We start from the raw sequence: 26,271 nt of genomic DNA on the forward strand, positions 1-26,271 counted from the left end.
ATGGCCTATGATCAGAAGCGCGTCGTCGACGCCCTCCGCGCCTTCGAAGCCGGCGAAATCGTCGTCGTCACCGATGACGATGATCGCGAAAACGAAGGCGACCTTATCGTCGCCGCAGTCCATTGCACGCCGGACAAGATGGCCTTCATCGTGCGCCACACGTCGGGCATCGTCTGCGCGCCGATGCCGCGCGAGGAGGCCAAACGGCTCAACCTCAATGCCATGGTGGCGGAAAACGACAGCGCCCATACGACCGCCTTCACCGTTACCGTCGACTTCAAGCACGGCACGACGACCGGCATTTCGGCCGAGGACCGGACGCTGACCGTCCGCAATCTCGCCAATCCGAATGTCGGCGCGAGCGATTTCGTGCGGCCCGGCCACATTTTCCCGCTGATCGCCCGCGAAGGCGGCGTGCTGATGCGCTCCGGCCATACGGAAGCGGCCGTCGACCTCTGCAGGCTCGCCGGCCTTCCGCCGATCGGCGTCATCTGCGAACTCGTCAACGACGACGGCACCGTGACGCGCGGCCAGCAAGTTACCGATTTTGCCGCCAAACATGGCTTGAAGCAGGTTTCCGTCGCCGACCTAATCGCCTACCGCCAGCGCAAGGAAACGCTGATCGAGCTGCAGACGTCGTTCGACGTCGAGACACCGCATGGCAAGGCGAAGGCACATGCCTATTCGCTGCCCTGGGACCCGATGCAGCATGTAGCGGTGATTTTCGGCGACATCCGCGACGGCGTCGATATCCCCGTCCGCCTGCATCTCGAAAACGTCACCCGCGACGTATTCGGCACGCAGCGCTCGGTCGACCGTTACATGGCGAAAATCGAGGAAGAGGGTCGCGGCGTGATCATCTACCTGCGCGAAGGTTCGGTCGGCGTCGGCCAGAAGGACCATGGCCGCAAGCTGCGCCAGGACCAGGAGGGTCATGCCGAAGCCCAGGCCCGCGAGAGCGAATGGCTGGAAATCGGCCTCGGCGCACAGATATTAAAGGATCTCGGCGTCACCTCCATCAAGCTTCTTACCCGCAGCGAGCGCCACTATGTCGGCCTCGAAGGTTTCGGCATCAAGATCGCCGAAACGGTGATCTGCTGACCTCCCTCAATCCTTAGGGTTGTAAAAGGTTTCGTACCGTTCCATCGTCGCTCGTTGTCGGGCGGCGATTTTTCGTGTACGGATAATAGTTGAAGATTATTTGGGACGAGACGAAGCGGATTGTGAATCTCGAGAAGCACGGTCTCGATTTCGGTGATCTTTATTTCGAGTTCTTCGCGACGGCGGTTACCACTCCTGCCAGAAAGGCGAGATCCAAAGCTGTTGGCCGCCTCAAGGATGGAACGATCGTCGTGATATTCCTGGCGCTTGGCTCGGAAGCAATCTCGGTTATTTCGATGCGCCCTGCCCGAAAAGATGAGAAGAGCATGGTCGAATGAATATCAAGCACGAAAAACAGAAAGAATTTCGCCCTGGTCGCGGATACACCAAAGAGGACTGGGACGCGGTCGACAGTCCACCGCTAACTGCCGAAGAGATGGCAAGCATGCGGCCGTTCCGGGAAGTGTTTCCCGAAATGGCCGCAAAAATGGAACAGGCGATCGCCGCTCGCGGCCGGCCGAAGGTCGAGGCGCCGAAGGTGGCCGTCACGCTGAGGCTCGACCCGGACGTGCTCGAAAAATACAAGGCGTCCGGCAAGGACTGGCGAGCCAAAATGGCCGAGGAACTGCGCAAGGCAGCCGGCCTCTGAGACGGTCTACCGGCCAGCAGCCAGAATCTGCTCGATGAAACGGTGGGCCTTGAGCGCATCCTCGCCGGTGACGCGCAGCGGTGCGCCCTTGCGGATCGCATCGATGAAATTCCCGATCAGAGCCCGGTGCATTTCATGGCCGAAGGCCATCGGGTTGGCCCCTGCCCCGCTGCCGGTTTTCTCGCCGCCTTCCGTGATGCTGGTGCCGTCCATGAAGGCGGCCTTCAGCGTATCGCCGGTCAGGACTGCCGTACCATGGGTGCCGAGCAGCTCGATGCGTTCCGGCAGGCCGGGATAGGCGCAGGTGGTGGCGTTGAGCGTCCCGATCGCGCCGTTTTCAAATGCGAAGGTCGCCGTCACCAAGTCTTCGGTCTCCATCGAATGGATCGGGCTGGTGCGGACGAAGGACGAGACGTCTTTCGGAGTGCCGGCATAACTCAGCAGCAGGTCGACCGTGTGGATGCCCTGAGTCAGCAGCACGCCGCCGCCGTCGCGTGCCATCGTGCCGCGGCCCTCGACGTCGTAATAGCTCTGCGGTCGCCAGTTGCGGATCGCGACAGACGCCTCGATCAGTTGCCCCAACCGCTCGGACTTGACGATCTCGTCGAGTTTCAGCGCCGCTGCACGAAAACGGTTCTGCAGCACCATGGCCAGCAGCACACCCGCTTGCCTCGCAGCACGGACGATCGCCTCCGAGCGCTCGAACGAGATATCGAGCGGCTTTTCCAGCAGGATATGCTTTTTCGCCGCCGCGCAGCGCTCTACGAGTTCCAGATGGCTGCTCGGCGGGGTGAGGATCAGCACCGCCTCGATCGATGTGTCAGCGAAGATGGCGTCGAGATCGCCGGTCGTAGGGATCGTGGGGTATTGGGCGGCGAAGGTTTCCCGGCGGGCTGCGGTCTGGCTGTAGGCGGCGACGCATTCGATGCGGTCCGACAGGTCGAGCAAGGAGCGAGCATGGTGCCCTGCTGCCATGCCGAGCCCGATGATTGCTACTTTCAATTTCGTCATATTATCCTCCCCCTCAAGATCTGCTGTCAGCCGAGAACCTCGAGCGTGCGCATGATGCCGAGCAGCTCCGCCAGTCCTTTCAGTCGCCCGATGCAGGAATAACCGGGATTGACGCGTCTGCCTATGTCGTCGACGATCGCGTGTCCGTGGTCCGGTCGCATCGGGATCTGCCAGTCCACCCTGCCCTCGGCCTTGCGGCGCTTCTCTTCAGCCATCAGCGCCATGGTGACCCGCACCATGTCCGTATCCCCGTCCAGATGCTCTGCCTCGTGGAAGGAGCCGTCGCCTTCCTTGGTGACGTTGCGCAAGTGGGCGAAATGAATGTCGGGACCAAATTCCCCGGCCATCGCCACCAGATCGTTCTCCGGATTGGCGCCGTAGGAGCCGGTGCAGAGCGTGATGCCGTTCGATGGCGACTTAACCGCGGCGAGCAGTGCACGTGCGTCGGAAGCCTTGCAGACGACGCGCGGCAGGCCGAACAGCGGGAACGGCGGATCGTCCGGATGGATCGCCATCCTGACGCCAGCCTCTTCGGCGACGGGGATGATCTCATCTAAGAACATGAAGAGGTTTTCGCGGAAGCCGGCCTCCGACAGTTCCCTATAGATGTCCAGCATGCGGTTGAGGCTCTGCCGGTCGTAGACGAATTCTCGGGCCGGCACCCATTCGATCAGGTTGCGTTCCAGCCGGGCGAGATCGCTTTCGCTCGCCGTCTTCAACCAGTCTTGAGCCTTGGCGACGCGGTCGGCCGGATGATCGGCTTCGGCGCCGGGACGCTTCAGCATGAAGACGTCGTAGGCGCAGAACTCGACCACATCGAAGCGCAGCGCGGTGCCGCCATGCGGCATCTCGTATTCGAGATCTGTGCGCGTCCAGTCGGTGATCGCCATGAAATTATAGCAGACCGTCTTGATGCCGGCCTTGGCGACGGCGCGGATCGAGGCCTTGTAGTTGTCGATCAGCTCGCGGTAACGGCCGGTGCGGGTCTTGATGTCTTCGTGAACGATGATGCTTTCGACCACCGACCAGGTGAGCCCCGCCTCCTCGATGATCGCCTTGCGCTTTAAAATCTCGTTGTCCGGCCAGATGCGGCCGTCATTCAAGTGATGCAGCGCACTGACGATGCCTGTCGCGCCCGCCTGTTTCACATGCGAAAGCTTGACCGTGTCGTCCGGCCCGAACCAGCGCCAAGTCTGTTCCATCCTATTGCTACCTTATGCTTGTCAGCCGAGCCGCATGCCGGTGGCGGCATCGAAGACGTGGCTGTTGGTGGGCGCGAGCGCCAGATTGAGCACTTCGCCGGTCTTGATGAAAAGCCGCTCGCGCAGCTGCGCCGAAAATTTCTGGCCGTCGACGGTGCCCTGCACGAAGGTTTCCGAACCGGTCGGCTCGATATTCGTCACGGTCATCGGAATGCCCTCGTTCCCGGAGGCGATGGCGAGATGTTCGGGGCGGATGCCGTAGCTGACAGCGGTGCCGGGGGGCGTGGAAGCCTCCGGGCCGAGCGGCAGGCGGACGCCGTTTTCAGTCAGCACGGACTTACGATCCTCAGCCACCGTGCCGGAGAGGAAATTCATCGAGGGCGAGCCGATGAAGCTGGCGACGAAGGTGTTGACCGGCTTGTCGTAAAGCTCCAGCGGCGCGCCGACCTGCTCGACGATGCCATCCCGCATCACCACGATCCGGTCGGCCATGGTCATCGCCTCGATCTGGTCGTGGGTAACGTAGACGGTGGTCGTCTTGATGCGGGCGTGAATATACTTCAGCTCTGCGCGCATCTGCACGCGCAGCTTGGCGTCGAGGTTGGAAAGCGGCTCGTCGAACAGGAACACCTTGGGATTGCGAACGATGGCGCGGCCCATGGCGACACGCTGGCGCTGACCGCCGGAGAGCTGTTTCGGGTAACGCTTGAGGTAATCGGTAAGCCCCAGGATACGCGCCGCGTCGGTGACCCGCTCGGCGATCTCGTCCTTGGATTTCTTGGCGAGCCGCAGCGAGAAACCCATGTTCTCGGCGATCGTCATATGCGGGTAGAGCGCATAGTTCTGGAAGACCATGGCGATGTCGCGGTTCTTCGGCTCGACCTCGTTGATGACGCGGCCATCGATGCGGATCGTGCCGCCGGAGATATCTTCGAGCCCGGCGATCATCCGCAGCAGCGTGGACTTGCCGCAGCCGGAGGGGCCGACGAGGACGACGAAGGCGCCATCCGGCACATCGACCGACACGCCCTTGATGGTCTCGAAGTCGCCATAGGCCTTGCGGACGTTCTGGATTTCAACGGAAGCCATTTTTCACCTTGGGAATTTATCCTGAAACTGTTCTGGTTTGAGGCTTCAGCCGATCTGCGGCGTGAATGGCTGCGAGCAGGCTGAGGCCGGTGTGGTAGCCGGGATCGAGATCCGGCGTGGCCGGCACGAAATCGACGGGGCCGTCCTTCGTTTTGGTCTGGTAGGCGATCGGCGGCGTGCCGCGCCAGTAGCGCTCGAAGAAAGCTGCGTGCGCCGCCTTCCAGACGTCCAGACTGTCGGCACTGCCGGTGCGCTCGTGGGCGAGAGCCGCCGAGCGGATCGTTTCCGGCAGCGACCACCAGGGGCAATAGGGGCTCTGCGCGTTGCCGGTCTTGATCGACACGGTAAGGGTGATACCGGGACCGACAAAGCCTTTCTTGAAGGATGAAACGTGGATGCGCTCCAGTTTGTCGATCAGGGCCGGGTCGGCGGTGTCGTCGAGATAGTCGAGCGCGAAGCCGACGAACTCGATTCCGTGTCCGACATTGCAGTTGTCCTCGCCTGGTACGTTGCGCAGCAGACCGGTTGCGGCGTCATAGTGCCTGTCGATGACATGGGCGATGAAGCGGTCGGCAAAGGCGAGATGCGCCGTGTGGCCGGCGCGTTTCAGCATGCCGGCTGCACCGAGCAGGATCATCCGCGGGCCGAAATCGTCGGATTGCGCGGCGAGGCTGTCGAGCGACAGCGGCCGGCGTTCGTCCATCTGGAAACGGCCGGTTTCGATGGCAGTGATCACCCTGTCGAAATAAACGAGGTGGTCGGCGATTTCCGGCAGACCGTAACGGCTGGCGGCGGCGACCAGCCCCTTGGCCACGAAGGCGTCGGAATAGGTGTAGATCAGCGCCGGTTTTTCCTGAACATGGAGAACGTTGGACTGATCCGTATAAACGGCCTGCATGTCGCGGTCGTAGCAGAAATAGGCGTGGCCATCCGGCTTCTGCAAGGCGGCCAGTAGTTCGTAGAGACGGCGGCCGGCGGCATCGAGCTTTTTGGCGAGCGGCGGCAGCTCGTCTTCAAAGAACTCCGCATGTCCGACCAAGGCCTCCAGCCCGCGGCCCTGGATCCAGCCATAGGTGTAGTCAGGCCCACGGACGCCGTCCTCCGCGCCATAATCCTTCAGCGTCAGGCTGTTCTGCTTGGTGTTCAGAAACCCGCCGCCGAGCATCGGCCGCTGCAGCATCCAGTAGAGCGTGCCAGCGTTGGCTGCGGCATAGGTGGTGCGGGCTTCCGCGAAAAAATCCAGCGCCATGGTCACTCCTTGAGGCCGGTGCTGGCGACACCCTGCACGAAGTTGCGGCGCAGGACGACGAAGAGCAGGATGGATGGAATGAGGACCGTGGCGGAGGCGGCGCTGAGGCGGCCGAGATCGACCGTGAAGCCGGTCTGGAACAGCGCCAGCCCGACCTCGATCGTATAGCTGGTGCGGGTCGTGGTAACGATCATCGGCCAGGCGAAGGCGGTCCAGGCCTGGAAGAAGGCGAGCACGGCGAGTGCGCCGAGCGCACCGCGCAAAAGCGGCAGCACGATATGTAGGAAAATCCAGAACTCGCCGGCGCCGTCGATGCGGGCGGCTTCCAGCAATTCGTCGGGGATCGAGTGGATGACGTTCTGGCGGATCAGGAAGATGCCGAAACTCATCACCAGATAACCGAGCAGCAGGCCCCAGACAGAATTGAGGATGCCGAGGCTCTTGGCCTGGAAATAGAGCGGGATCATATAGACCTCGAACGGCACGATGGCGGTGGCGAGGAAAAGCGCGAAGAGGATGTTCAGTGTCCGGAAGCGGAACTTGCCGAAGATGTAACCGGCGATCGCGGACGTCGCGACGATGGCGATCGTCGACATCACCGCAAAGGCGATGCTGTTGCCGATCCAGCGCAGGAGTGGCGTTTCACCAAGCACGGCGGAGAAGTTGGCGATCGTCGGGTCGCGCGGGATGATGGTCGGCGGCCAGCTGAGCATTTCCGCCGGTGTCTTGAAGGCGTTCGCCACTAGGAAGACCAGCGGCAGCAGCATCAGGATCGAGACGATGATCAGGAACACGTCGATCGCGAAGTTCGTCATCCGCTTCTTGCGGCGCAGGCGCACGCCCTCGGCAAGCTCCTCGGTGGTGGGTTCGATATAGGTGACGGGATTGACGGTCATACCTTGCCCCTTTCCCGCAGCATCGAGAACTGGATGAGCGTCAGCCCCAGCACGATGACCAGAAGCACGACGGCTTCGGAGGCTGCGTAGCCGACGCGGTAATTGCGAAAACTGTTTTCCAGCATGTCGAGAACCAGAACCCGCACCTGCCGTCCGGGCGCCCCTTGCGCATCGGAGGCGAGCACGAAGGCCTGGGCATAGACGTTGAAACCGGAGACCAGCGTCACGACCGAGACGTAGAGGGTGATCGGTTTCAGCATCGGGATCGACAGGTACCAGAAGCTCTGCGGGCCGGAGGCACCATCGAGCTTGGCGGCTTCATAAAGCGAGACCGGCAGGTTCTTGAAGCCGACGATATAGATCAGCACCGCATAACCCAGCGCCTGCCAGGAGCAGAGAATGATGATGCAGATGACCGACAGGACAGGATCGAACAGCCAGGATTGTGCCGGGATGCCAAAGAAGGTCAAAAGCGCATTCAGCGGCCCGAGGCGAGCGTCAAAAATCCATTTCCAGGCCATGGCGGCGGGGACCAGCGACACGACATGCGGAATGAAGACCGCGGTCTCGTAAAAACCGGCCATCCGAGAACGGGTGCGGTGGAAGATCAGCGCGGCGATGATCAGCGCCATCGGGATGGTCAGGATCAGAACGCCGAAGGCGATGATCGTGGTGTTGACCAGCGCATCGATGAACAGGTGGTCGCCTGTCAGCTCGCGGAAATTCGCGAGGCCGACGAAGGGCTTGTTCTTCGACAGGATGTCCCACTTGAAAAGGCTGAGCCTCAGCGTGTCGGCGATCGGATAAAGCCGGACATAGGCAAAGAGTGCCAGGGTCGGCAAAATCGCAAGGATCGCAAAAATCCATCTTTTGCGCTTCAGCATAAAATTTGGCCTGTAGACAGCAGGGTTCGGCCGCGGCGCGGGTCGGACCCTGGATCCCCGTTTAAGTGCCCGGAGCAATGATGCCCCGGGCCCATGCGATTGGCGAGTGGTGCCGGCGATTATTTCGCAGCCAGGCCTTCGCGGGCGAGGATGGTGTTCACTTCGTCGCTGGTCTTCTTGAGGAAGGCGTCGATCTTTGCATCGTCGCCGGCCATGGACGCGTCGCCGAAGGCAACGACGAGCTGGGCAGCAACGCGGGTCAGGATCTCTTCGATCGGGCCGATCGACGGCAGCGTGAAGAACTCGTAGCCTTTCGGATAATCGACGAAGGCGGCAAAGGCTGGCTGCTTGGACGTGACGGCCGAATAATCGACACCCGAACGGTTCGGCAGCCAGCCGACGTTCTGGAGCAGCCAGACGAGGTTGTCCGGCGAATTGGCCGCCTTGGCGAATTCCCAGCCGACCTTGGCATCGGCGCCCTTGCCGGCAACATAGAGGTTGGTCGGCAGCGCGATCGAACCCTTCGGCAGCGGCGCGGTGGCGTATTTCAGATCGGGCGCCTTCTTGGCGATATCGCCGATCACCCAGGATTCGCGGATGAACATGGCAGTCTGGCCGCGCTCGAAGGCATCGGCGTCAGCCGGCATTTCCGGGGTGACCGTCTTGGTGGTGAAGATGTTGGTGAGATACTGTTTCAGCGCCTTGCGGCCAGCTTCATTGGCGAAATTGGGCTTCCACTTGCCGTCGCCTGCGGGAACCAGGATGGCGCCACCATATTGATGCATGTTGATCCAGAATTTCTCGGCAATGCCCTGGCCACCGCCCGAGAGACGCATGCTCCAGCCCGACACCGTCGCTTTGCCGGAGGCATCGCGCTTGGTCAGCTTCTCGGCATAGGCCGAATATTCCTCCATGGTCTTTGGCGCGGCAGTCAGCCCCGCAGCCTTGAACATGTCGGTGTTATAATAAAGCGCACCCTGGCCGCGGAAGAGCGGCACGCCATAGATCTTGCCGCCCTGGCCTGCGGTATCGCTGAAGAACTTGTCGAAGTTCTTCGGGTCCTTCACGAAGGTCGAGATATCGGCCGGCGCTTCCGGCAGAAGATCGTTTTCGAGGTAACGGGTGGCGGTCGAGCCGGAGAGCTCGATAACCGTCGTGCCGTCCTGGCCGCCGGTGAGGCCGAGCGCGACGCGCTTTTCATGTTCGCGAAGGGCGATCGCCTCGACCTTTACCTCGAGTTTCGGATAGGCGGCCTTCATGCCCTGCGCGACATGTTCGTAGAACGGCGCCATTTCCGGATAACCGCTCCAGACCGTCAGCGTTTCAGCCGAAACGGTGGACACGCCCGAGAGAAGTGCGGCGCCGAATGCCGCGCTCACAAGCAGCGCGCGGGTCGAAATCCTGGTCTTTGCTGATCTGTTTTTCATGTCCCTGTTCCCTTGTTGTTGTTAACAAAAAGCTCTCATGCAACCGGTTGCGTGTCAAGCATCGGATCGTTTCTCACCGCCCATCGGCTCATGCTGCCCCGCTTCCACTGGAGGTGGCTTTTGCGAGTTCGATGGCGCGGGCCGCCAGCGCTTCCGCCGAGCCCGGCGCGAAGGTCGCGGCGAGGCCGTAATAGCGATGCGCCTCGTCGACTTCGTAGCCGCCGAACTGGAATTCGCTGGCCGGCGGGATGTAGCCCGGATTGTCGTCGGCAAAACCGATGACGAAGGCTGGCTTGTCCAGGCCAAGTGCGGCTCGGATCGTCAGCGCCGTCTCCGCAAAGATCTCGCCCGGCAGCGCGACGATCGGCACGCCGCCCCAATCGAGCACGGTCACGCGGGCTGCAAGCGGCTCGGGCTTTCGAGGCGCAATGTCGCGCGCCCAATCGGCCCAGTAGCCAAGCAAGCTTTTGCGGGCGGGTTCGGCGCTCAGAGCCTCTTCCCGCCAGCGGTTTTCGAGAAAGTCGGGGGCTTCGGTCTCGCGGCGCGCGAAGACGAGACTGACAGTGCCGTTGCGGGCGTTTAATGTCTCCGAGACCGGCTGTTCCTCAGCGCCAAGCGCCGCCTCGGCGATCTTGCGGCCGATCCGTTCGGCAGAAGCAAAGCTGCGATCCGGGTTTGCGGCAAGCGAGATCGAGGCATGCGCCGAATGGCCGGTATTGGCGTCCCCGACGCAGCCGGTCATGAACAGGGCAACCGCGTCCGGATAGGCTTCTTCCAGCGCCTGCCGCACGAAATGCGGATAATCGGCCGTCCAGAGGAGATTGTCGGCCGCCAGCACCACCGGATGGCAGGCATAGGCGGTGACGACGGCGATCATGCTGCCATCCGCAGCGCGGATGCGAAGGAGTGGCAGAGAAGTGTCCACGGGTCCGCCGGGATGGCGCCGATTGCGCGCAATCCCCGGATCACTTCCCTTCCCCACAGTGATGGTTGCCGGCCGACGCGCGGCGGCGGCCTTGTCGATGGCGGCGATGCAGGCGTCTTCCAGCCGCTCCAGATAGGCGGGATCGGCGGCGATGCTGAGCCGGCCGGCCATGGAAACCGGACCGCCGTGATTGTGGAGTGCTGCGACCACCACGTTATCCGCCGGCAGGATGCAGCGCTTGCGGATCCGGGCGCTCGTCGCGGCGTCGATGCCGATGACGTCGGCCATAACGACTGCCGTATCGCCAACCACCACGGCGCGCGCCGTCAGGGCATCATGGGCGCCTTTGGCCGGCAGTGTGCGGGCCGCAAAGCCGGACATCGCAAGACCGGGCGGCGGGGTGATATCGACAATGGCGGCTCCGGCCTGGATCATGCGCAATAAGCCTTCTCGCCGCCGACCCAGGTTTCGCGAATATATAATTCCCGCTCGCCTTCCGACCATTCGAAACGGACGAGATCGGCCCGCGCGCCGACTTCCAGCCGTCCTCGCCCCCCAACGAAACGGCCCGGATTTGCCGTAGCGAGCAGAAGCGTATCGGCGAGCGGAAGACCTGCCATCTCAGATGCAATCGCGACATTCGCCGAAAGCGGCAGGCTGGCACCGGCGAGATAGGGCGTGCCGGCAACGCTGATCCGGCCTTCGGCAGATACCTCGACGCGGCCGCCGACCGGCTGGTCGTAAATGCCGGCGGGCATGCCGGCGAGCGCGACCATATCAGAGACGAGGATCGCCCGCTCCAAACCCTTGGCGCGCAGCATGGCCTTGAACGTATCGGCCGGCAGGTGCCAGCCATCGGCGATGAAGCTTGCCGTCAGCCGGTCGTCAGCAAGCTGCGCCCAGATGAAATTCGGATGGCGCGGCAGCATGGCGGCCGCGCCGTTGCCGAGATGGGTGGAGAGGACCGCACCCGCCTCCACCGCCGCATGGATCTGCTCCGGCGTCGCGGCGGTGTGACCGAGCGCCACGTGAACGCCGCGGGCCGTAAGAGCGCGGACGTAATCGACGCTGCCCTCATGTTCCGGCGCAAGCGTCACCATCGAGACCAGATTGCCGGATGCGCGCTGCCAGCGGTCGAACTCTTCGATCGACGGCGGGCGGACATGCGCCAGCGGATGTGCGCCGCGCGGGCCGTCCTTGTCGGAGATGGAGGGCCCCTCGACATGGATGCCCGGCACCATTTCAGCGATCAGCCGGTGGCTGGCGCGGATTTTTGCGATATCGGCGAGCGCCTGAAGAATGGAGGCCTCGGAGGCGGTAATGATGGTCGGCAGAAAGGTGGTGACGCCGACGCTCAGCAGTTCCTCGCAGAGCGAGAGGAGGATGTTGGGAGTGATTTCGCCATTGTTCAGGTCGAAGCCGCAATAACCGTTGACCTGCAGGTCGATCAGCCCGGCGGAGAGATAAAATGGACTGGTATTTTCCGCCGGGCGGATGGCGGCAATCTTGCCCTCGGCGATTTCGATCGCAAAACCTTTGCCGGTGCGGGGATCGATACCGTCGACGACCATGGTCAGAGCGCCCTCACCCGGCCTTGGAAATTGACGATGAAGCGGCCGTTCGCCTCGTCGCCTCCCGGCGCATTGCCGCTGCGCCAGACCGGCGGCTCAATGCCGCGCTCGACAAGCTTCGCCACCGTGCGGATCACCAGGCAGTTCAGCGTGAAGGCGTTGGCGAAGGTGGAGATCGCCGCGATGTTTTCGCCCATGCCGGGGACCTTCACCACCGCATCGCCGATCGGCACCTTGCAGTCGATGGCGATGTCGACGATGTCGTGGAGGTTCTGCCGGGTCGGATGGCGAGCCGGATGATCGGGCGAGGTTTTCGAGGCATGTTCGCGCGAGCTGACGCCGATCAGGAAGGCGCCGCGGCGTTTGGCTTCCAGCGCCGCATCGATCAGCGCGGCGTTGATGCCGTAGGCGTTGACGAGGATCAGCAGGTCGGTGTCGCCGAGCCGCTGGTTTGATATCACCACCTTGCCGTAACCGGGCGTACGCTCGATCGCCATGGAGCGGAGCGCGCCATTCGACAGCAGCGTACCCTCGTCGAGAATGGCGCTGATATGCATGAGGCCGCCGGCACGGAAGAAGACCTCCTGCGAGGCGAGGTTGGAATGGCCGCCGGGACCATAGATATGCACCAGCCGGTCGGCGGCGATCTGGTCGGCGAGTTTTGCCGCGGCCTGGTCGAGCGAGGTCTTTTCCTCCTCCAGAACCCGCCGCATCAAGGCTTGAGTGGAGGCGAAATAACCTTCGCAGAGCGCATCCGCATCGATGACGGGGTGATCAGGCATCGGGGTCCGAATCCTTGTCGATATAAAGGGTGCAGGCGGCGTGGAAGCGCAGGACGCTTGCCGGGCATTCGGTGGTCAGCGGGCCGTAAAGCGTCTTCGAAACAGCGTCGCGCTTGACGGCGCCCGGCACGACGCAGAACATCCGGTCGGCTCTAAGCAGGCGCGGCACCGTCAGCGTGATCGCCTCGTTGGGGACGGACGCGAGATCGGCGAAACAGTCGTCATCGACCTGCTGCTGGCGGCAGATGTCGTCCAGTTCGACGATCTTGACGTCCAGCGGGTCGTTGAAATCGGCTACCGGCGGATCGTTGAAGGCGATATGGCCATTGACGCCGATGCCGAGGCAGACGAAATCGATCGGCGCCTCGTTCAGCAAGTCGGAATAACGGCGCACTTCGGCGCCGGCATCCGGCTCGGGCGTGATGCGGTGCACGGCGGCGAACGGCAGCTTGCCGAACACATGCTCGTTCAGCCAGTTCACGAACCGCGCCGGCGAGGATGGCGGCAGGCCGATATATTCATCCATGTGGAAGGCGGTGACGCGGCCCCAGTCGATGCCCGGCACGGCGCAGAGCGCCTTCAGCATGTCGGCCTGGCTGGGGGCGGCAGCGAAGATCATTCTGACACCGGCCTGACTTGCGAGGCGCTCGGTCAAGGCGGCGGCAATGTCGGCGGCCGCAGCGGCGCCCATCTCGGCCCGTGTTGCAAAGCTTTCGACCGACAGGCGGTCGAAAGTCCGCCGCGTTTGCGGCGAAGGACGATGGGCGGTGGCGATGGTCAACGCGGTCTCCATGTCTGCAGGGTCGCACCGGCAGGCGGGCTTCGTCTCGCCGCATCCGTTGCAGGTCCCTTATCTGTGGCGAAAGACTTCCATGCAACCGGTTGCATGTCAAGTGGAGGAATGTCAGTCTGCAAGTCGAATTGCGGGCAGAATTGATAGCGCCGCGGACTTCATGCTAAGTGCCAGGCCAAACGGGCGAGTTCTCAACTTTCATGATTAAGCGGACCAAGGGCGTCACCATCAGCCAGGTCGCGGATGCGGCAGGCGTCGCGCGTTCGAGCGTCTCGCGCGCCTTCACGCGGCCGGACATGCTCTCCCCGGAAACAGTGACCCGCATCATGAAGGCCGCAGAAGCGCTCGGTTATGTGCCGAACCACACGGCGCGGGCGCTCAGCACCGGGCGGCACGGCAATGTCGGGCTGATCGTGCCGGATATCGCCAACCCGTTCTTTCCGCCGCTGATCCAGGCGGCTCAACTGGAGGCGGACCGTTCCGATTTCTGCATCTTCCTCGGCAATACCGAGGAGAACCCGACGCAGGAGGACAAGCTGGTCGGCCGGTTCGCCGGCCAGGTGGAAGGCTTGGTGCTCGCCTCCTCCCGCCTTTCGGACGAGCGCATCCGCGCCCATGCAAACCTGCTGCCGCTGGTGCTGATAAACCGCGATATCGACGGTATTCCGCGGGTGCTGATCGACAGCGGGTCGGGCGTCCGCGAGGCGGTCGAACATCTCGCCAGGCTCGGTCACCGCCGGATCGTCTATGTCAGCGGCCCGTCGAATTCCTGGTCAAACAAGCAGCGCCGTACCGCCATCAAGGCCGCCGCATCAAAGCTGGATATCGTGGTCGAAACCGTGCCCGCGGTGCTGGCGAGCTATAATTCCGGCCGCAATGCGGTGAGCGCGATCCTTGCTACCGGCGCCACGGCGGCCGTCGCCTTCGACGACCTGACGGCGCAGGGCGTGCTGGCCGGGCTTTCCGAAAAGCGGGTCTCGGTGCCCGGCGATTTCAGCCTGATCGGCTGCGACGACGTGCTTGGCGCCGTCACCTACCCGGCGCTGACATCCGTCTCCAACCGCTCGACGGAGGCCGGCCGGGTGGCGGTCTCGCTGCTCCTCGACATGCTGCAATCGCGCGCCATCCGCGACGTGCGCTACGTGCTGGAAACCCATCTCGTGGTGCGCAATACGACGGCTGCGGCACGATAGGCGGGAACCTTGCCGCCTGCGGCAGGTTGGATGGGGACCCAACCTTTCCACGGGAGATTTCCATGCCCAAGAAGAACAAGAAGAAATGGTCGCAGGACGTGACTGAACATAGCGATGCGATGGACCTGAAGGATGGCGTGTTCAAATCGCGCAGCCCGAAGAAGATCGCCGACTCCCTCCAGCATTCAGCCGAGGAGAGCCATCGCCGCAAGTCGAGCCCGTTCCAATCGGCGATGTCGATGCTGAATTTCTACATCAACCGCGCCGGTGGCCAGCTTTCGAACTCGCGCCGCGCGACGCTGGAAAAGGCCAAGGATGAGCTTCGCAAGGATTTCGGCCGTGAACCGAAGCATTAAGATCACCCCGCCGAGCCTCGATGCCATGACCTCCACCGCCGATACCACCCTCGAAACCATTGTCTTCGAACCCAGCGCCTGGGTGCCGAACAATCCCGAACTGCCGGTGCTGGTCTATCGTAACGTCATTCCGGCGGAAGGCGAGGTGGCGCCGAAGTTCGAAAGCCGGTTCCGAGAGAATGGCTGGGAGGGGATCTGGCGCAATGGCGTCTTCGACTATCAGCATTATCACACCGGCGCACACGAAGTGCTGGGCATCGCCGGCGGCCGGGCACGGCTGCTGATCGGCGGGCCGGACGGCACGGAACTCAGCGTCCATACCGGCGACTGCCTGATCCTGCCCGCCGGCACCGGCCATATGCGGATCGACGCCAGTCGGGACTTTCTGGTCGTCGGCGCCTACCCGCCCGGGCAGAAGGCGGATATCCAGACGGGGCCGGCGAGCGAGGCGCAGTTCGCCAGGATCGCCAACCTGCCGCTTCCAAAGACCGATCCTGTCGGAGGCGCCGCCGGCGCCCTTCTCCGCGCCTGGCCGCCACGCCGATCCTAAAGCCTCCTCACACTCCAGCTGTCGGGCGGAATGACGGTCTTCAGCTCGGCTTCTGGAGTGGCGAGATCTCGTGTTTTGAGCCTCGAAATCGCCCAAAAATCAGGTCTCGAGCCGCCGCGGCATAAGCGCGGCCATCGCGCCCATTAGATTTTGACCGGAAGCCACTTTCGCACCGGCAGGGCATTTGACGGTCCCCAAAATGTATGGCTACCTTATATTTTAGCGCGAGCGGGAGGAGACTGTTCGCGTTATCACATTCCGGCCTCGCCTACGATGTTCCGGACTGACTCTAGGAGGAGAGTGCAGTGAAGAAATTTTTAGCAGGCGCCCTGGCGCTGGTGTTTTCCGCGTACATTCCGGGAGGTACGGCCACCGCCGGCGACGACAATTACCCAAGCCGGCAGATCACGCTAATCGCCGGCTTCCCGGCCGGCAGCGGCGCGGACGTCTATGCCCGCTTCTTTGCAAAGAAACTCGAAGAGCAGCTCAAGCAGACCGTCATCGTCGATAACAAGCCAGGCGGCCTCGGCAGCCTTTCGGTGGTGGCGCTGAAGAACGCCAAGCCGGACGGTTATACGATGCTGATCGGCTCGGCCGACCAGTTCACGGCGGCGCCTTTCGTGTTCAACGCGCCGCCGTATGATCCGCTCAAGGACTTCGACTATGTCGCGCCGGTGTTCAGCCAGGCCTTCATGATGCTGGTCAACGCCAAGTCGCCCTACCAGAAGATTTCCGACCTGACCAAGGCGATGAAGGAAAAGGGCGCCAAGGGCTCCTACGCCACCTCGAACTTTCCGTCGGTGATCCTGGCCGAAATGTACAAGGCCAATACCGGCGTGCCGGACACGCTTCAGGTGCGCTACAAGACCAGTGCCGACTCGCTCAACGACTTTGCAAGCGGCGCGATCGACTACATGGTCGGAGATCCGGTCTTCGGTCTTGCCCGCTCGCGTGATGGAACGCTGCGGGTGCTGGCCGTCAGCACGGCGAAGCGCATTTCCTCCGTCCCGGATATCCCGACTTTCGCGGAAGAAGGCGTGCCGAATGTCGACGTCCGCATCTGGTGGGTTCTCGCCGCGCCCAAAGGCACGCCGAAGGATATTGTCGACAAGATGCACAAGGTGATGACGCAGGTCACCACCAGCGAGGAAGCCCGCAAGTTCGTCGGCACCAATGGCGGCGAGCCGATGACGCTCGACAGCCCGCAGGCGACCCTCGATTATGCGACGATGGACACCAAGCGCTGGGAAGAGTGGGCCAAGATCGGCAAGATCGAAAAGCAGTAAGGCTTCCGGAAACCTGACCACACCAGCAAGGCCGGAGCGATCTCCGGCCTTTTCATTGAGCTTGTCCGAAAATAAGGCTTATGAGACGCGCTTGGGGACAACTACGGATTGATCATCCGCTTCAATGACTTCCGCGGGGATGTATGTCCGAAGGGCGTGAAAACTGGCGGGTCTCGGGACTTTTATCGGAACAACCGCCGCCGTCCGACAGTTAGACCGCAAATTCGACGGCTCTAATCTGCGGCGAGGCAAAACCGATGAACACGCGCCCCCAATTCATCGCCGGGACATCCCTCGCACACCTCCCCCCACAGATCTATTACGTTCATCCGCTGATGCTGAGAGGGCTCGACGCCTGGCGGGAGGTTTTCGCGCATGCCAGGGATCTCGGTTTCGATACGGTGCTGACGGCGCCGCTTTTCGAACGCGGCCACAATGCCAGCGTCTTCGTCACGAAGAATTTCGATCGCCTCGACTCGGAGCTTCGGCTCGGTTCCTCCGTCGAGGACGGCATCAAGGCGCTCATCCAGGCGGCCGGTGAAAGCAAGGTCAAGCTGATGCTCGACCTCGTGGTCGACCGGGTCGCGGTGGATGCGGAACATGCAGGACCGATCCTTGCCGATCCGCGTGTCGCGCCGCGCGATAGCTGCAGCCGCGGCATCGATTTCATGAGCGAAGCCCGTCATGTCGAGGACTGGCGCAACCGCATGGCGCGGCTTGCCGGCCTTGGGGTTGCCGGTTTTCGCTGCCTCGGCATCGGCCGGCTGGCGCCGGAGGCCTGGTACGACCTGATCGTTTCGACCCGCAAGACGACGCCGGAAACCACCTTTCTGGCATCGACGCCAGGCACCTCTTTCGAGGATCGGAGGGCGCTTGAGGGCGCCGGTTTCGATGGCAGCTTCTCGTCGCTTGCCTGGTGGAACCTGGAGGAGCGCTGGATCCTCGACGAATACCAGATCCAGCGCCAGCTCGGATATCAGGTCACGTTTCCGGAAGCGCCTTTCGGCAAACGCATCGCCCACGGCACCGACAGTTGCGAAGTGCTGCAGAGGAAAGCGGTCCGGTCGCTGAAGCTCGCCTCGACCTTCGCGAGCGGGCTGATGATCCCGATGGGGTTCGAATTCGGCGCTTCAACGCCGCTCGACCCGCTGCACGGCGACGGGATGGGGCTCAGGGGCCTGCGCGAACAGGGCTCGTTCGATCTCTCGATCGATATACGCAGCGTCAACGCCGGTACCAACAAGACCGCTGCCGGCTTCGCCCGCCAGCCGCTGCGTCTCATCTCCACCAGCCAGACGCCGGCGGTGGCGCTCATGCAGACGGACCGGGAGGACGTGCGTTCGGCGCAGAAGGTGCGCGTCGTGGTTTTGAACCGCGATCTGCGCCGTGCCGTGGCTGCTCCCTTCAACGCGCTCCGCGAGGCTGCCTCACCGTTCCTGCCGCTCGAAGCGCCGGAGGCAGATGGCGAAGCCTTTGCCGCACAGCTCAAGCTGAAACCCGGCGAGATCAGGATATTCGAGGGCCGGTCGTCGGTGCCGGTCGTCGATGCCGTGCCGGTGCCTTCGGTGGACAAGGCGACCGCTTCCCCCCGGCTGGCGATCGAGAAGATCACGCCTTCGGTCGACGACGGCCGTTTCGTGGTCAAACGCGTCGTCGGCGAAACCGTGACGGTCGAGGCTGACATTTTCGGCGACGGCCATGATCCGTTGGCGGCCGCGCTGCTGTGGCGCGCGGTCGACGAGACGGAATGGACCGAGGAGCGCATGCAGCTCGTTCTGAACGATCGCTGGAACGCGGAATTCACACTGAAGCGGATGGGACGTCACGAGTTCCTCATCGAAGCCTGGCGTAATCCCTTTGCGATATTCCGCTACGAATTCGTCAAGAAGCACGAGGCCCGGCTCGATCTGCGGCTCGAAATCCAGGAGGGCATCAACCTCGTCCTCGATGCGCTGGACAACTCGTCGGGCAGGATCAAGACACGGCTCAAAACCCTGTTCGACAAGCTGACCGAGGTGCAGGACCCGCAGCGCACCGAAATCCTGCTGGCGCCCGAGACGGCCGAACTGATGGCGGAGGCCGACCGTCGGCCGTTCAAGGTCCGCTCACAAGCAATCCCGGTCGACGCGGAACGTATCGCTGCCGGTTTCGCCAGTTGGTACCAGATCTTTCCCCGCTCGCAGAGTGGCGATCCGAACCGGCACGGCACCTTCGAAGACGTCATCAAGCGGCTGCCCGCCATCCGCGACATGGGTTTCGACGTTCTCTATTTCCCGCCCATCCACCCGATCGGCAAGACCAACCGCAAGGGCAAGAACAATACGCTGAATCCCGCACCGGAGGATCCGGGCAGCCCTTATGCGATCGGCTCGGAGGAAGGCGGCCATGACGCGATCCATCCCGAGCTCGGTACGTTCGAGGATTTCCGCCGGCTGGTGGATGCCGCCAAGGACGAGGGCCTCGAAATCGCACTCGACCTGGCAATCCAGGCTTCGCCCGACCATCCATGGCTGAAATCGCATCCCGGCTGGTTCGACTGGCGGCCGGACGGGACGATCCGTTATGCGGAAAACCCGCCGAAGAAATACGAGGACATCGTCAACGTCGATTTCTACGCCCATGACGCGATCCCCTCGCTCTGGGTCGAGCTCCGCGATGTCGTGCAGAAGTGGGTCGACAACGGCGTAAAACTGTTCCGTGTCGACAATCCGCACACCAAACCCTTCCCGTTCTGGGAGTGGCTGATTGCCGACATTCGGGCGCGGCATCCGGATGTGGTCTTCCTGTCAGAGGCCTTCACCAAGCCGAAGGTGATGTACCGGCTCGCCAAGGTCGGTTTCTCGCAGTCCTATACCTATTTCACCTGGCGCAATGCCAAGTGGGAGCTCGAGCAATATATGCGCGAGATCACCACCGAGGAGCCGAAGGAGTTCTTCCGGCCGCATTTCTTCGTCAACACCCATGACATCAACCCGGACTTCCTGCAGAACGCGCCGCGTCCCGCCTATCTGGTCCGTGCCGCACTTGCCGCAACGCTGTCCGGCCTCTGGGGCGTCTACAACGGCTTCGAACTCTGCGAGGGCCGGCCGGACGCCAAGCGCAAGGAATATGCGGATTCGGAGAAATACGAGATCCGTGCCTGGGACTATGACCGCCCGGGCAATATCAAGGGCGAGATCACGCTTCTCAACCGGCTCCGCCGGGAGAACCCCGCACTGCATTCGCATCTCGGCCTGCAGCTTCTCACCGCCTGGAACGACAATATCATGTTCTTCGAGAAGGCGAGCGCCGGTCGCGAGAACGTCCTCCTGATCGCGATCAACCTCGATCCCCACAATGTCCACGAGGCGGATGTCGAAATACCGCTCTGGTCATGGAACCTCCCGGACCATGGCGCACTTGACGTCGAAGACCTGATCACCGGCCACAAATTCACCTGGGCCGGCAAGCTGCAGAGGCTGCGTCTCGATCCCCATTGGGGCCTGCCTTTCGGAATCTGGCGCGTGCGATAGGGAGGAAAGCAAAATGGACATGACGAGCGCGAACCGGAGCCAGGGGCAGAACCACGCTCAGATGAATGAGGACGATCCGCTATGGTACAAGGACGCGATCATCTATCAGCTCCACATCAAATCGTTCTTCGATGCCAATGGCGACGGGATCGGTGATTTTCAGGGCCTGCACGAAAAGCTCGACCATATCGCCTCGCTCGGCGCCAACGCGATCTGGCTGCTGCCCTTCTTCCCCTCGCCGCGCCGGGACGACGGCTACGACATTGCCGATTACGGCAGCGTCAGCCCCGATTACGGCACGGTCGACGAGTTCAAGGCTTTTGTCGAAGCGGCGCACCAGCGCGGCATCCGGGTCATCATCGAGCTGGTCATCAACCACACGTCCGACCAGCATCCCTGGTTCCAGCGGGCGCGCCATGCGCCGGCCGGCTCTCCCGAACGGGACTTCTACGTCTGGTCGGATACGGATCAGAAATTCCCGGAAACCCGGATCATCTTCCTCGACACGGAAAAATCGAACTGGACCTGGGACCCCGGCGCCGGCGCCTATTACTGGCATCGTTTCTATTCCCATCAGCCGGACCTCAACTTCGACAATCCGCAGGTGTTGGAAGAACTGCTCGGCGTGATGCGCTTCTGGGCCGATACCGGCATCGACGGGTTTCGGCTGGATGCGATCCCCTACCTCGTCGAGCGCGAGGGCACGAACAACGAGAACCTGCCCGAGACCCACGACGTCCTGAAGAAGATCCGCGCTTCGCTCGATTCCACCCATCCCGGCAAGATGCTGCTCGCCGAGGCCAATCAATGGCCGGAGGACACGAGTGAATATTTCGGCAATGGCGACGAATGCAACATGGCATTCCATTTCCCGCTGATGCCGCGGATGTACATGGCGATCGCCAAGGAGGACCGTTTCCCGATCACCGACATCATGCGGCAGACGCCGGAAATCCCGGAAAACTGTCAATGGGCGATCTTCCTTCGCAATCACGACGAGCTGACGCTCGAAATGGTGACCGACGAGGAACGCGATTACCTCTGGAACATCTATGCCGCCGACCGCCGCGCCCGCATCAACCTCGGCATTCGCCGCCGCCTCGCACCCCTGATGGAGCGCGACCGCCGCCGCATCGAGCTGATGAACGCACTGCTTCTCTCCATGCCAGGAACGCCGGTTCTCTATTACGGCGACGAGATCGGCATGGGCGACAACATCTATCTCGGCGACCGCGACGGGGTGCGCACGCCGATGCAATGGTCGCCGGACCGAAACGGCGGGTTCTCCAAGGCCGACCCGGCGCGGCTGGTGCTGCCGCCGATAATGGATCCGCTCTATGGATATGAAGCGCTCAATGTCGAGGCGCAGGGGGCCGATGCCCATTCGTTGCTCAACTGGACGCGGCGGATGCTGGCATTGCGCAACAAACATTTCGCATTCGGCCGTGGTTCGCTGAAGTTCCTGTCGCCGGGCAACCGCAAGATCCTTGCCTATCTGCGCGAATACAATGGCGACACGATCCTCTGTGTCGCCAATCTCTCACGCCTGCCGCAGGCGGTAGAACTCGACCTGGCCCAGTTCTCCGGCCGTGTGCCGATCGAGCTTTCCGGCATGTCGCCCTTTCCGCCGATCGGGCAGCTGACCTATCTGCTCACCCTGCAGCCCTACGGTTTCTTCTGGTTCAATCTGGTAGCGGAAGCGGACGGTCCGGTCTGGCGCAAGGAGCCGCCGGAGCAGATGCAGGACATGGTGACCATGGTCACTCGCCGCGACCTGCAGGAACTGGTCGATCAGCCGAGGCTTGCGACTACGCTGTCGAACGAGGTCCTGCCCGCCTACCTCGGCAAACGCCGCTGGTTCGGTTTGAAGGGCGAAATCCTGACCGGTGCTTCGCTGGTTGCCGCAACGCCGATCGCGTTTGCCAACAACATCCTGCTTGGCGAACTCGAAGCCGAGGTGGACGGCCGCAAAGATACATACCTGCTGCCGCTCGCCGTTTCCTGGGACGATGCCCAGCCGACGGCGCTCGCCCAGCAGCTGGCGCTCGCCCGCATCCGCCAGGGCCGCCGCGTCGGCTTCCTGACTGACGGGTTCGCGATGGAAGGACTGGCGCGCGGGGTGATCCGCGGCCTCTGCGAGCGGTCGGTGATATCAGGCCGCGCCGGTACGCTGGAATTTATCGGCACCGACAAGCTCGACTGCCTGACCATCAACGACGACATGGCCGTCCGCTGGCTGTCGGCCGAACAATCCAACAGTTCGCTTATTCTGGGCGACATGGCGATGGTGAAGCTCATCCGCCACGTCTTCCCCGGCATGCATCCCGAGGTCGAGATGACCCGGTACCTGACCAATGTCGGCTATCAGAACACCGCGCAATTGCTCGGCGAGGTCGCCCGCACGGCGCCGGATGGCAGTCGCTACACGCTGATCATCGTGCAGAGTGCGATCCGCAATCAAGGCGATGCCTGGAACTGGATGCTCAGCAACCTGCGCCGCGCCATCGACGAAATCGTGGTGACCGGCCTTCAGGGCGAGGTGGTGGACGAGCATTTCAAGCCGCTCGTCAATTTTGTCGCGACAATCGGCAAGCGGCTGGGCGAACTGCATGTGGCGCTCGCCCAGCCGACCGACGATCCGGACTTTCAGCCGGTCCGGGCAAAGGCGGCCGATGCCGAAAAATGGCGCGAGGCTGTCACGGGCCAAATCTCCCGCAGCCTCTCGATCCTCGAAAAGACCGTCGAGGACCTGGATTCGGATATTGCCCGCGAGGCAAAAATACTACTAGGCCGCCGTGACGATCTTCTCGGCCTCGCCGCGCATCTTGCGAGCGCGGTGGAAGGCACGCTGATGACCCGCAACCACGGCGATTTCCATCTCGGCCAGATCCTGGTCTCGGAGGGCGACGCCTATATCATCGATTTCGAAGGCGAACCGACCCGCGACCTTTCCGAACGCCGCGCCAAGACCAATCCCTTGCGCGACGCCGCCGGGCTGCTGCGGTCGCTGAGCTATCTTGCGGCCTCGGCCGACCTCGACCGGGAAATCGTCAGCGAGGTTGAAGACACCCGCCATAAAGAACTGGTCACACGTTTCATGGAGATGGCGGAGCCGGCCTTCCTCGATACCTATTTCGAAGTGACCGGGAATTCCGAGGAATTGCGCATCTCGCCGGAGGCCCGTGGCCGCATTCTCGATCTCTTCCTGCTCGAAAAGGCTGCCTACGAGATCGCCTACGAAGTGCGCAGCCGCCCGCATTGGCTTCCCCTCCCGCTTGCCGGCTTCTCGGCGATCGCATCCCGACTTCTGGAGAATGTCTCATGAGATACGAGCGCACCGATTTGATGATCGGCACCGTCCAGGAAGGTCTGCAGGCCCTGATCGAAGGGCGGCACGGAGACCCGTTCTCGATCCTCGGACGCCATCAATACGGCAATCTCACCGTGGTCCGGGCGCTGCTGCCGGGCGCGCTGTCGGTCGAGGTGGTGGAGACCGATACCGGCAAGATGCTGGCCGAACTCGAGACCATCCATGAGGGCGGGCTGTTTGCCGGGGTGACCGGCAGCACGGCGCCATATTTCTTCCGGATCCGCTGGCCGGACGCCATCCAGGAGATGGAGGATCCCTACTCCTTCCCGCTGCTGCTCGGCGATCTCGATCTGCACCTGATCGGCCAGGGCACCCATTACGATCTTGGCCGGGCGCTCGGCGCCATTCCGATGGAGGTCGAAGGGGTCGAGGGCGTGCGCTTTTCCGTCTGGGCGCCGAATGCCCGGCGCGTCTCTGTGGTCGGCGATTTCAATTCCTGGGATGGGCGACGTTATCCGATGCGGCTGCGTCCGCAGGCGGGCATATGGGAACTGTTCATCCCCCGCCTGACCCACGGGGAACGCTACAAGTTCGAGATTCTCGACGGCAACGGCAACCTGCTGCCGCAAAAGGCCGATCCGGTTGCTCGCGCCAGCGAGGCTGCCCCATCGACGGCCTCGATCGTCGCCTCCTCGAAACCGTTCCGCTGGAGCGACGAGGACTGGATGCGTCGGCAGCGTGCCGATCGCACCCGCGAAGGTGCGATGTCGATCTACGAGGTGCATCTCGGCTCGTGGCTCAGGATCGCCGAGGAAGGCAACCGGATGCTCGACTGGGTCGAACTCAGTCAGCGGCTGATCCCCTACGTGCAGAACCTCGGCTTCACCCATATCGAGATGCTGCCGATCATGGAGCATCCGTTCGGCGGTTCCTGGGGTTATCAGCCGCTCGGGCTGTTCGCCCCGACCGGACGTCACGGTACGCCGGAAGATTTCGCCTATTTCATCGATCGCTGCCATCAGGCGGGTATCGGCGTCATCCTCGACTGGGTGCCGGCGCATTTCCCGACCGACGTCTGGGGGCTCGCCAAATTCGACGGGACGCCGCTCTACGAGCATGCCGATCCGCGCGAAGGTTTCCACGGGGACTGGAACACGCTGATCTACAATCTCGGCCGCAACGAGGTGAAAGGGTTCCTGATCGCCTCGGCACTCGAATGGCTGGAGCATTACCATGTCGATGCTTTGCGCGTCGATGCTGTCGCCTCGATGCTCTACCGGGACTACAGCCGCAACGAAGGCGAATGGATTCCGAACCAGTATGGCGGGCGCGAAAACCTTGAGGCGGTCGAGTTCTTCAAGCATCTGAACAGCATCATCCATGACCGTTGCCCGCATGCCTTTACCGCGGCGGAGGAATCGACCGCCTGGCCGGGCGTCACCAGGAAAATCGAAGAGGGTGGCCTCGGTTTCGATTTCAAGTGGAACATGGGTTGGATGCACGACACGCTGCATTACATGCAGGACGACCCGGTCTATCGCAAATACCACCATGGAGCCATGAGCTTCGGGATGATCTATGCCTATTCCGAGCGCTTCATCCTGCCGCTCTCCCATGACGAAGTGGTGCACGGCAAGGGCTCGCTGATGGCCAAGATGCCGGGCGACCGCTGGCAGAAACTTGCGAACCTTCGCGCCTATTACGGCTTCATGTGGGGCCATCCCGGCAAGAAGCTCCTGTTCATGGGCGGCGAACTGGCGCAGCAGAGCGAATGGAACCATGACGGCTCGGTGGTCTGGGACCTGCTCGACAGCCCCGACCACGCGGGCGTCCAGCGGCTCGTCCGCGACCTGAACACGCTTTACGCCCGGGAACCGGCGCTGCAGTTCGGCGACCTGCATCACGAGGGGTTCGAGTGGGCGGTGACGGATGATGCGGAAAATTCCGTCTACGGCATGATGCGCTCGTCGCCGGATCGCTCGTCGCATATCCTGGTCGCCTCGAATCTGACGCCGATGCCGCGGCACGGGTATCGCATCGGAGTTCCGGCAGAGGGCCGCTGGGAGGTGGTGCTGAACACCGATGCGGCGCTTTACGGCGGGTCCAATCTGGGACAGACGGAAGCTTGGACGGAGCGCCAGGCGGCGCACGGGAAGGAATTTTCCATCTCCGCGGTATTGCCGCCGCTGGCGACTGTGTTCCTGCGGTGGCGGGGGTAGGTTTCATCGGCGCAAGTTGCCGCGAATAATCATTCTGAAGCGTTCCGTGGGATACCCCCCTCTGCCCTGCCGGGCATCTCCCCCACAAGGGGGGAGATTGGATGGAGTTAATGCCCTGCCCAAATGACAGCAGGAGATCGAGCCAAGAGCCTAGTTGTTTGATCCCGGCATTTGATGGTGCATCATTTTCCTTGGCATGGAGGGAAGCACTATGGGCCAGGTTTTACATGGGAGCGCCACGACGACAGAGGCAGTCCGTCGAGCAA

Annotated in this window: 21 protein-coding genes; 10 read left to right on the top strand and 11 right to left on the bottom strand. The window is 62.6% G+C overall.

Annotated elements, in window-relative coordinates:
* The 3 genes from ribB to MOV63_RS22230 all read left to right on the top strand — a co-directional run bounded on the left by ribB (position 1) and on the right by MOV63_RS22230 (position 1,750).
* Positions 1-1,101: a 3,4-dihydroxy-2-butanone-4-phosphate synthase gene (ribB, locus tag MOV63_RS22220; protein ID WP_038540584.1), complete on the top strand. Its 1,101-nt coding sequence runs from the start codon at positions 1-3 to the stop codon at positions 1,099-1,101.
* A gap of 89 nt (positions 1,102-1,190) precedes the next feature.
* Positions 1,191-1,439, top strand: a complete 249-nt coding sequence (locus MOV63_RS22225) for a BrnT family toxin (RefSeq protein ID WP_247036891.1) — start codon at positions 1,191-1,193, stop codon at positions 1,437-1,439.
* Positions 1,436-1,750 carry a BrnA antitoxin family protein gene (locus tag MOV63_RS22230; protein ID WP_038540576.1) on the top strand — a complete coding sequence of 105 codons (315 nt, stop codon included), beginning with the start codon at positions 1,436-1,438 and terminating at the stop codon, positions 1,748-1,750. The genes MOV63_RS22225 and MOV63_RS22230 overlap by 4 nt, the downstream gene beginning before the upstream one ends.
* A gap of 6 nt (positions 1,751-1,756) precedes the next feature.
* Here the strand turns inward: MOV63_RS22230 and MOV63_RS22235 are convergent, their stop codons facing one another.
* From MOV63_RS22235 to MOV63_RS22285, 11 genes are all read right to left on the bottom strand, one after another.
* Positions 1,757-2,761 (bottom strand): Gfo/Idh/MocA family protein, encoded by a 1,005-nt coding sequence (locus MOV63_RS22235; protein ID WP_247036893.1) that lies wholly within the window; start codon positions 2,759-2,761, stop codon positions 1,757-1,759.
* Between the two features lie 26 nt (positions 2,762-2,787).
* A complete protein-coding gene (uxuA, locus tag MOV63_RS22240) occupies positions 2,788-3,963 on the bottom strand; it encodes a mannonate dehydratase (protein WP_247036895.1) in 1,176 nt (391 codons plus the stop codon).
* A gap of 21 nt (positions 3,964-3,984) precedes the next feature.
* Positions 3,985-5,052, bottom strand: a complete 1,068-nt coding sequence (locus MOV63_RS22245) for an ABC transporter ATP-binding protein (RefSeq protein WP_247036897.1) — start codon at positions 5,050-5,052, stop codon at positions 3,985-3,987.
* Between the two features lie 16 nt (positions 5,053-5,068).
* Positions 5,069-6,301, bottom strand: coding sequence for an AGE family epimerase/isomerase (locus MOV63_RS22250; protein ID WP_247036898.1), 1,233 nt, complete (start codon positions 6,299-6,301; stop codon positions 5,069-5,071).
* 2 nt (positions 6,302-6,303) lie between these two features.
* The gene (locus tag MOV63_RS22255; protein WP_247036900.1) at positions 6,304-7,197 is read right to left on the bottom strand and encodes a carbohydrate ABC transporter permease; all 894 of its coding nucleotides are present in this window, start codon (positions 7,195-7,197) and stop codon (positions 6,304-6,306) included.
* Positions 7,194-8,081 (bottom strand): carbohydrate ABC transporter permease, encoded by an 888-nt coding sequence (locus MOV63_RS22260; RefSeq protein ID WP_247036902.1) that lies wholly within the window; start codon positions 8,079-8,081, stop codon positions 7,194-7,196. Before MOV63_RS22260 ends, MOV63_RS22255 begins: the two co-directional genes overlap by 4 nt.
* A 119-nt stretch (positions 8,082-8,200) precedes the next feature.
* On the bottom strand, positions 8,201-9,508 hold the full coding sequence (locus MOV63_RS22265) for an extracellular solute-binding protein (protein ID WP_247036903.1): 1,308 nt from the start codon (positions 9,506-9,508) through the stop codon (positions 8,201-8,203).
* 88 nt (positions 9,509-9,596) lie between these two features.
* Positions 9,597-10,868: a neutral/alkaline non-lysosomal ceramidase N-terminal domain-containing protein gene (locus tag MOV63_RS22270; protein ID WP_247036919.1), complete on the bottom strand. Its 1,272-nt coding sequence runs from the start codon at positions 10,866-10,868 to the stop codon at positions 9,597-9,599.
* Positions 10,865-12,004 (bottom strand): N-acetylglucosamine-6-phosphate deacetylase, encoded by a 1,140-nt coding sequence (locus tag MOV63_RS22275; RefSeq protein ID WP_247036922.1) that lies wholly within the window; start codon positions 12,002-12,004, stop codon positions 10,865-10,867. Before MOV63_RS22275 ends, MOV63_RS22270 begins: the two co-directional genes overlap by 4 nt.
* Positions 12,005-12,006: 2 nt before the next feature.
* The gene (locus tag MOV63_RS22280; RefSeq protein ID WP_247036924.1) at positions 12,007-12,786 is read right to left on the bottom strand and encodes a sugar isomerase domain-containing protein; all 780 of its coding nucleotides are present in this window, start codon (positions 12,784-12,786) and stop codon (positions 12,007-12,009) included.
* The gene (locus MOV63_RS22285) at positions 12,779-13,567 is read right to left on the bottom strand and encodes a 6-phosphogluconolactonase (protein WP_309500845.1); all 789 of its coding nucleotides are present in this window, start codon (positions 13,565-13,567) and stop codon (positions 12,779-12,781) included. Before MOV63_RS22285 ends, MOV63_RS22280 begins: the two co-directional genes overlap by 8 nt.
* 212 nt (positions 13,568-13,779) lie before the next feature.
* On the opposite strand from MOV63_RS22285, the gene MOV63_RS22290 reads away from it, so the two are divergent.
* The 7 genes from MOV63_RS22290 (at position 13,780) to glgB (ending at position 26,005) form a co-directional block, all read left to right on the top strand.
* The gene (locus MOV63_RS22290) at positions 13,780-14,772 is read left to right on the top strand and encodes a LacI family DNA-binding transcriptional regulator (protein ID WP_151041231.1); all 993 of its coding nucleotides are present in this window, start codon (positions 13,780-13,782) and stop codon (positions 14,770-14,772) included.
* A gap of 62 nt (positions 14,773-14,834) precedes the next feature.
* Positions 14,835-15,128 (top strand): DUF3175 domain-containing protein, encoded by a 294-nt coding sequence (locus MOV63_RS22295; RefSeq protein WP_247036926.1) that lies wholly within the window; start codon positions 14,835-14,837, stop codon positions 15,126-15,128.
* Positions 15,129-15,153: 25 nt separating this feature from the next.
* Entirely contained in the window at positions 15,154-15,678 is a 525-nt protein-coding gene (locus MOV63_RS22300) for a cupin (RefSeq protein WP_247036939.1), read from the top strand.
* 305 nt (positions 15,679-15,983) lie between these two features.
* The gene (locus MOV63_RS22305; protein WP_247036928.1) at positions 15,984-16,964 is read left to right on the top strand and encodes a tripartite tricarboxylate transporter substrate binding protein; all 981 of its coding nucleotides are present in this window, start codon (positions 15,984-15,986) and stop codon (positions 16,962-16,964) included.
* 257 nt (positions 16,965-17,221) lie between these two features.
* On the top strand, positions 17,222-20,476 hold the full coding sequence (locus tag MOV63_RS22310) for a maltotransferase domain-containing protein (protein ID WP_247036931.1): 3,255 nt from the start codon (positions 17,222-17,224) through the stop codon (positions 20,474-20,476).
* Between the two features lie 19 nt (positions 20,477-20,495).
* Entirely contained in the window at positions 20,496-23,801 is a 3,306-nt protein-coding gene (gene treS / locus MOV63_RS22315) for a maltose alpha-D-glucosyltransferase (protein ID WP_405029365.1), read from the top strand.
* On the top strand, positions 23,798-26,005 hold the full coding sequence (gene glgB, locus MOV63_RS22320; RefSeq protein WP_247036933.1) for a 1,4-alpha-glucan branching protein GlgB: 2,208 nt from the start codon (positions 23,798-23,800) through the stop codon (positions 26,003-26,005). The genes treS and glgB overlap by 4 nt, the downstream gene beginning before the upstream one ends.
* Positions 26,006-26,271: the final 266 nt, after the last annotated feature.

It is taken from the genome of Neorhizobium sp. SHOUNA12A (assembly GCF_023006505.1).
GTDB lineage: Bacteria > Pseudomonadota > Alphaproteobacteria > Rhizobiales > Rhizobiaceae > Neorhizobium.

What these genes read in the sequence shown, in the direction of transcription:
- MOV63_RS22310 (WP_247036931.1), top strand. Translation starts at nt 17,222, where the DNA reads ATGAACACGCGCCCCCAATTCATCGCCGGGACATCCCTCGCACACCTC.
- uxuA (WP_247036895.1), bottom strand. Translation starts at nt 3,963, where the DNA reads ATGGAACAGACTTGGCGCTGGTTCGGGCCGGACGACACGGTCAAGCTT.
- MOV63_RS22270 (WP_247036919.1), bottom strand. Translation starts at nt 10,868, where the DNA reads ATGATCCAGGCCGGAGCCGCCATTGTCGATATCACCCCGCCGCCCGGT.
- MOV63_RS22290 (WP_151041231.1), top strand. Translation starts at nt 13,780, where the DNA reads ATGATTAAGCGGACCAAGGGCGTCACCATCAGCCAGGTCGCGGATGCG.
- MOV63_RS22250 (WP_247036898.1), bottom strand. Translation starts at nt 6,301, where the DNA reads ATGGCGCTGGATTTTTTCGCGGAAGCCCGCACCACCTATGCCGCAGCC.
- MOV63_RS22260 (WP_247036902.1), bottom strand. Translation starts at nt 8,081, where the DNA reads ATGCTGAAGCGCAAAAGATGGATTTTTGCGATCCTTGCGATTTTGCCG.
- MOV63_RS22255 (WP_247036900.1), bottom strand. Translation starts at nt 7,197, where the DNA reads ATGACCGTCAATCCCGTCACCTATATCGAACCCACCACCGAGGAGCTT.
- ribB (WP_038540584.1), top strand. Translation starts at nt 1, where the DNA reads ATGGCCTATGATCAGAAGCGCGTCGTCGACGCCCTCCGCGCCTTCGAA.
- MOV63_RS22230 (WP_038540576.1), top strand. Translation starts at nt 1,436, where the DNA reads ATGAATATCAAGCACGAAAAACAGAAAGAATTTCGCCCTGGTCGCGGA.
- MOV63_RS22275 (WP_247036922.1), bottom strand. Translation starts at nt 12,004, where the DNA reads ATGGTCGTCGACGGTATCGATCCCCGCACCGGCAAAGGTTTTGCGATC.
- MOV63_RS22265 (WP_247036903.1), bottom strand. Translation starts at nt 9,508, where the DNA reads ATGAAAAACAGATCAGCAAAGACCAGGATTTCGACCCGCGCGCTGCTT.
- MOV63_RS22280 (WP_247036924.1), bottom strand. Translation starts at nt 12,786, where the DNA reads ATGCCTGATCACCCCGTCATCGATGCGGATGCGCTCTGCGAAGGTTAT.
- MOV63_RS22235 (WP_247036893.1), bottom strand. Translation starts at nt 2,761, where the DNA reads ATGACGAAATTGAAAGTAGCAATCATCGGGCTCGGCATGGCAGCAGGG.
- MOV63_RS22245 (WP_247036897.1), bottom strand. Translation starts at nt 5,052, where the DNA reads ATGGCTTCCGTTGAAATCCAGAACGTCCGCAAGGCCTATGGCGACTTC.
- treS (WP_405029365.1), top strand. Translation starts at nt 20,496, where the DNA reads ATGACGAGCGCGAACCGGAGCCAGGGGCAGAACCACGCTCAGATGAAT.
- MOV63_RS22295 (WP_247036926.1), top strand. Translation starts at nt 14,835, where the DNA reads ATGCCCAAGAAGAACAAGAAGAAATGGTCGCAGGACGTGACTGAACAT.
- glgB (WP_247036933.1), top strand. Translation starts at nt 23,798, where the DNA reads ATGAGATACGAGCGCACCGATTTGATGATCGGCACCGTCCAGGAAGGT.
- MOV63_RS22300 (WP_247036939.1), top strand. Translation starts at nt 15,154, where the DNA reads ATGACCTCCACCGCCGATACCACCCTCGAAACCATTGTCTTCGAACCC.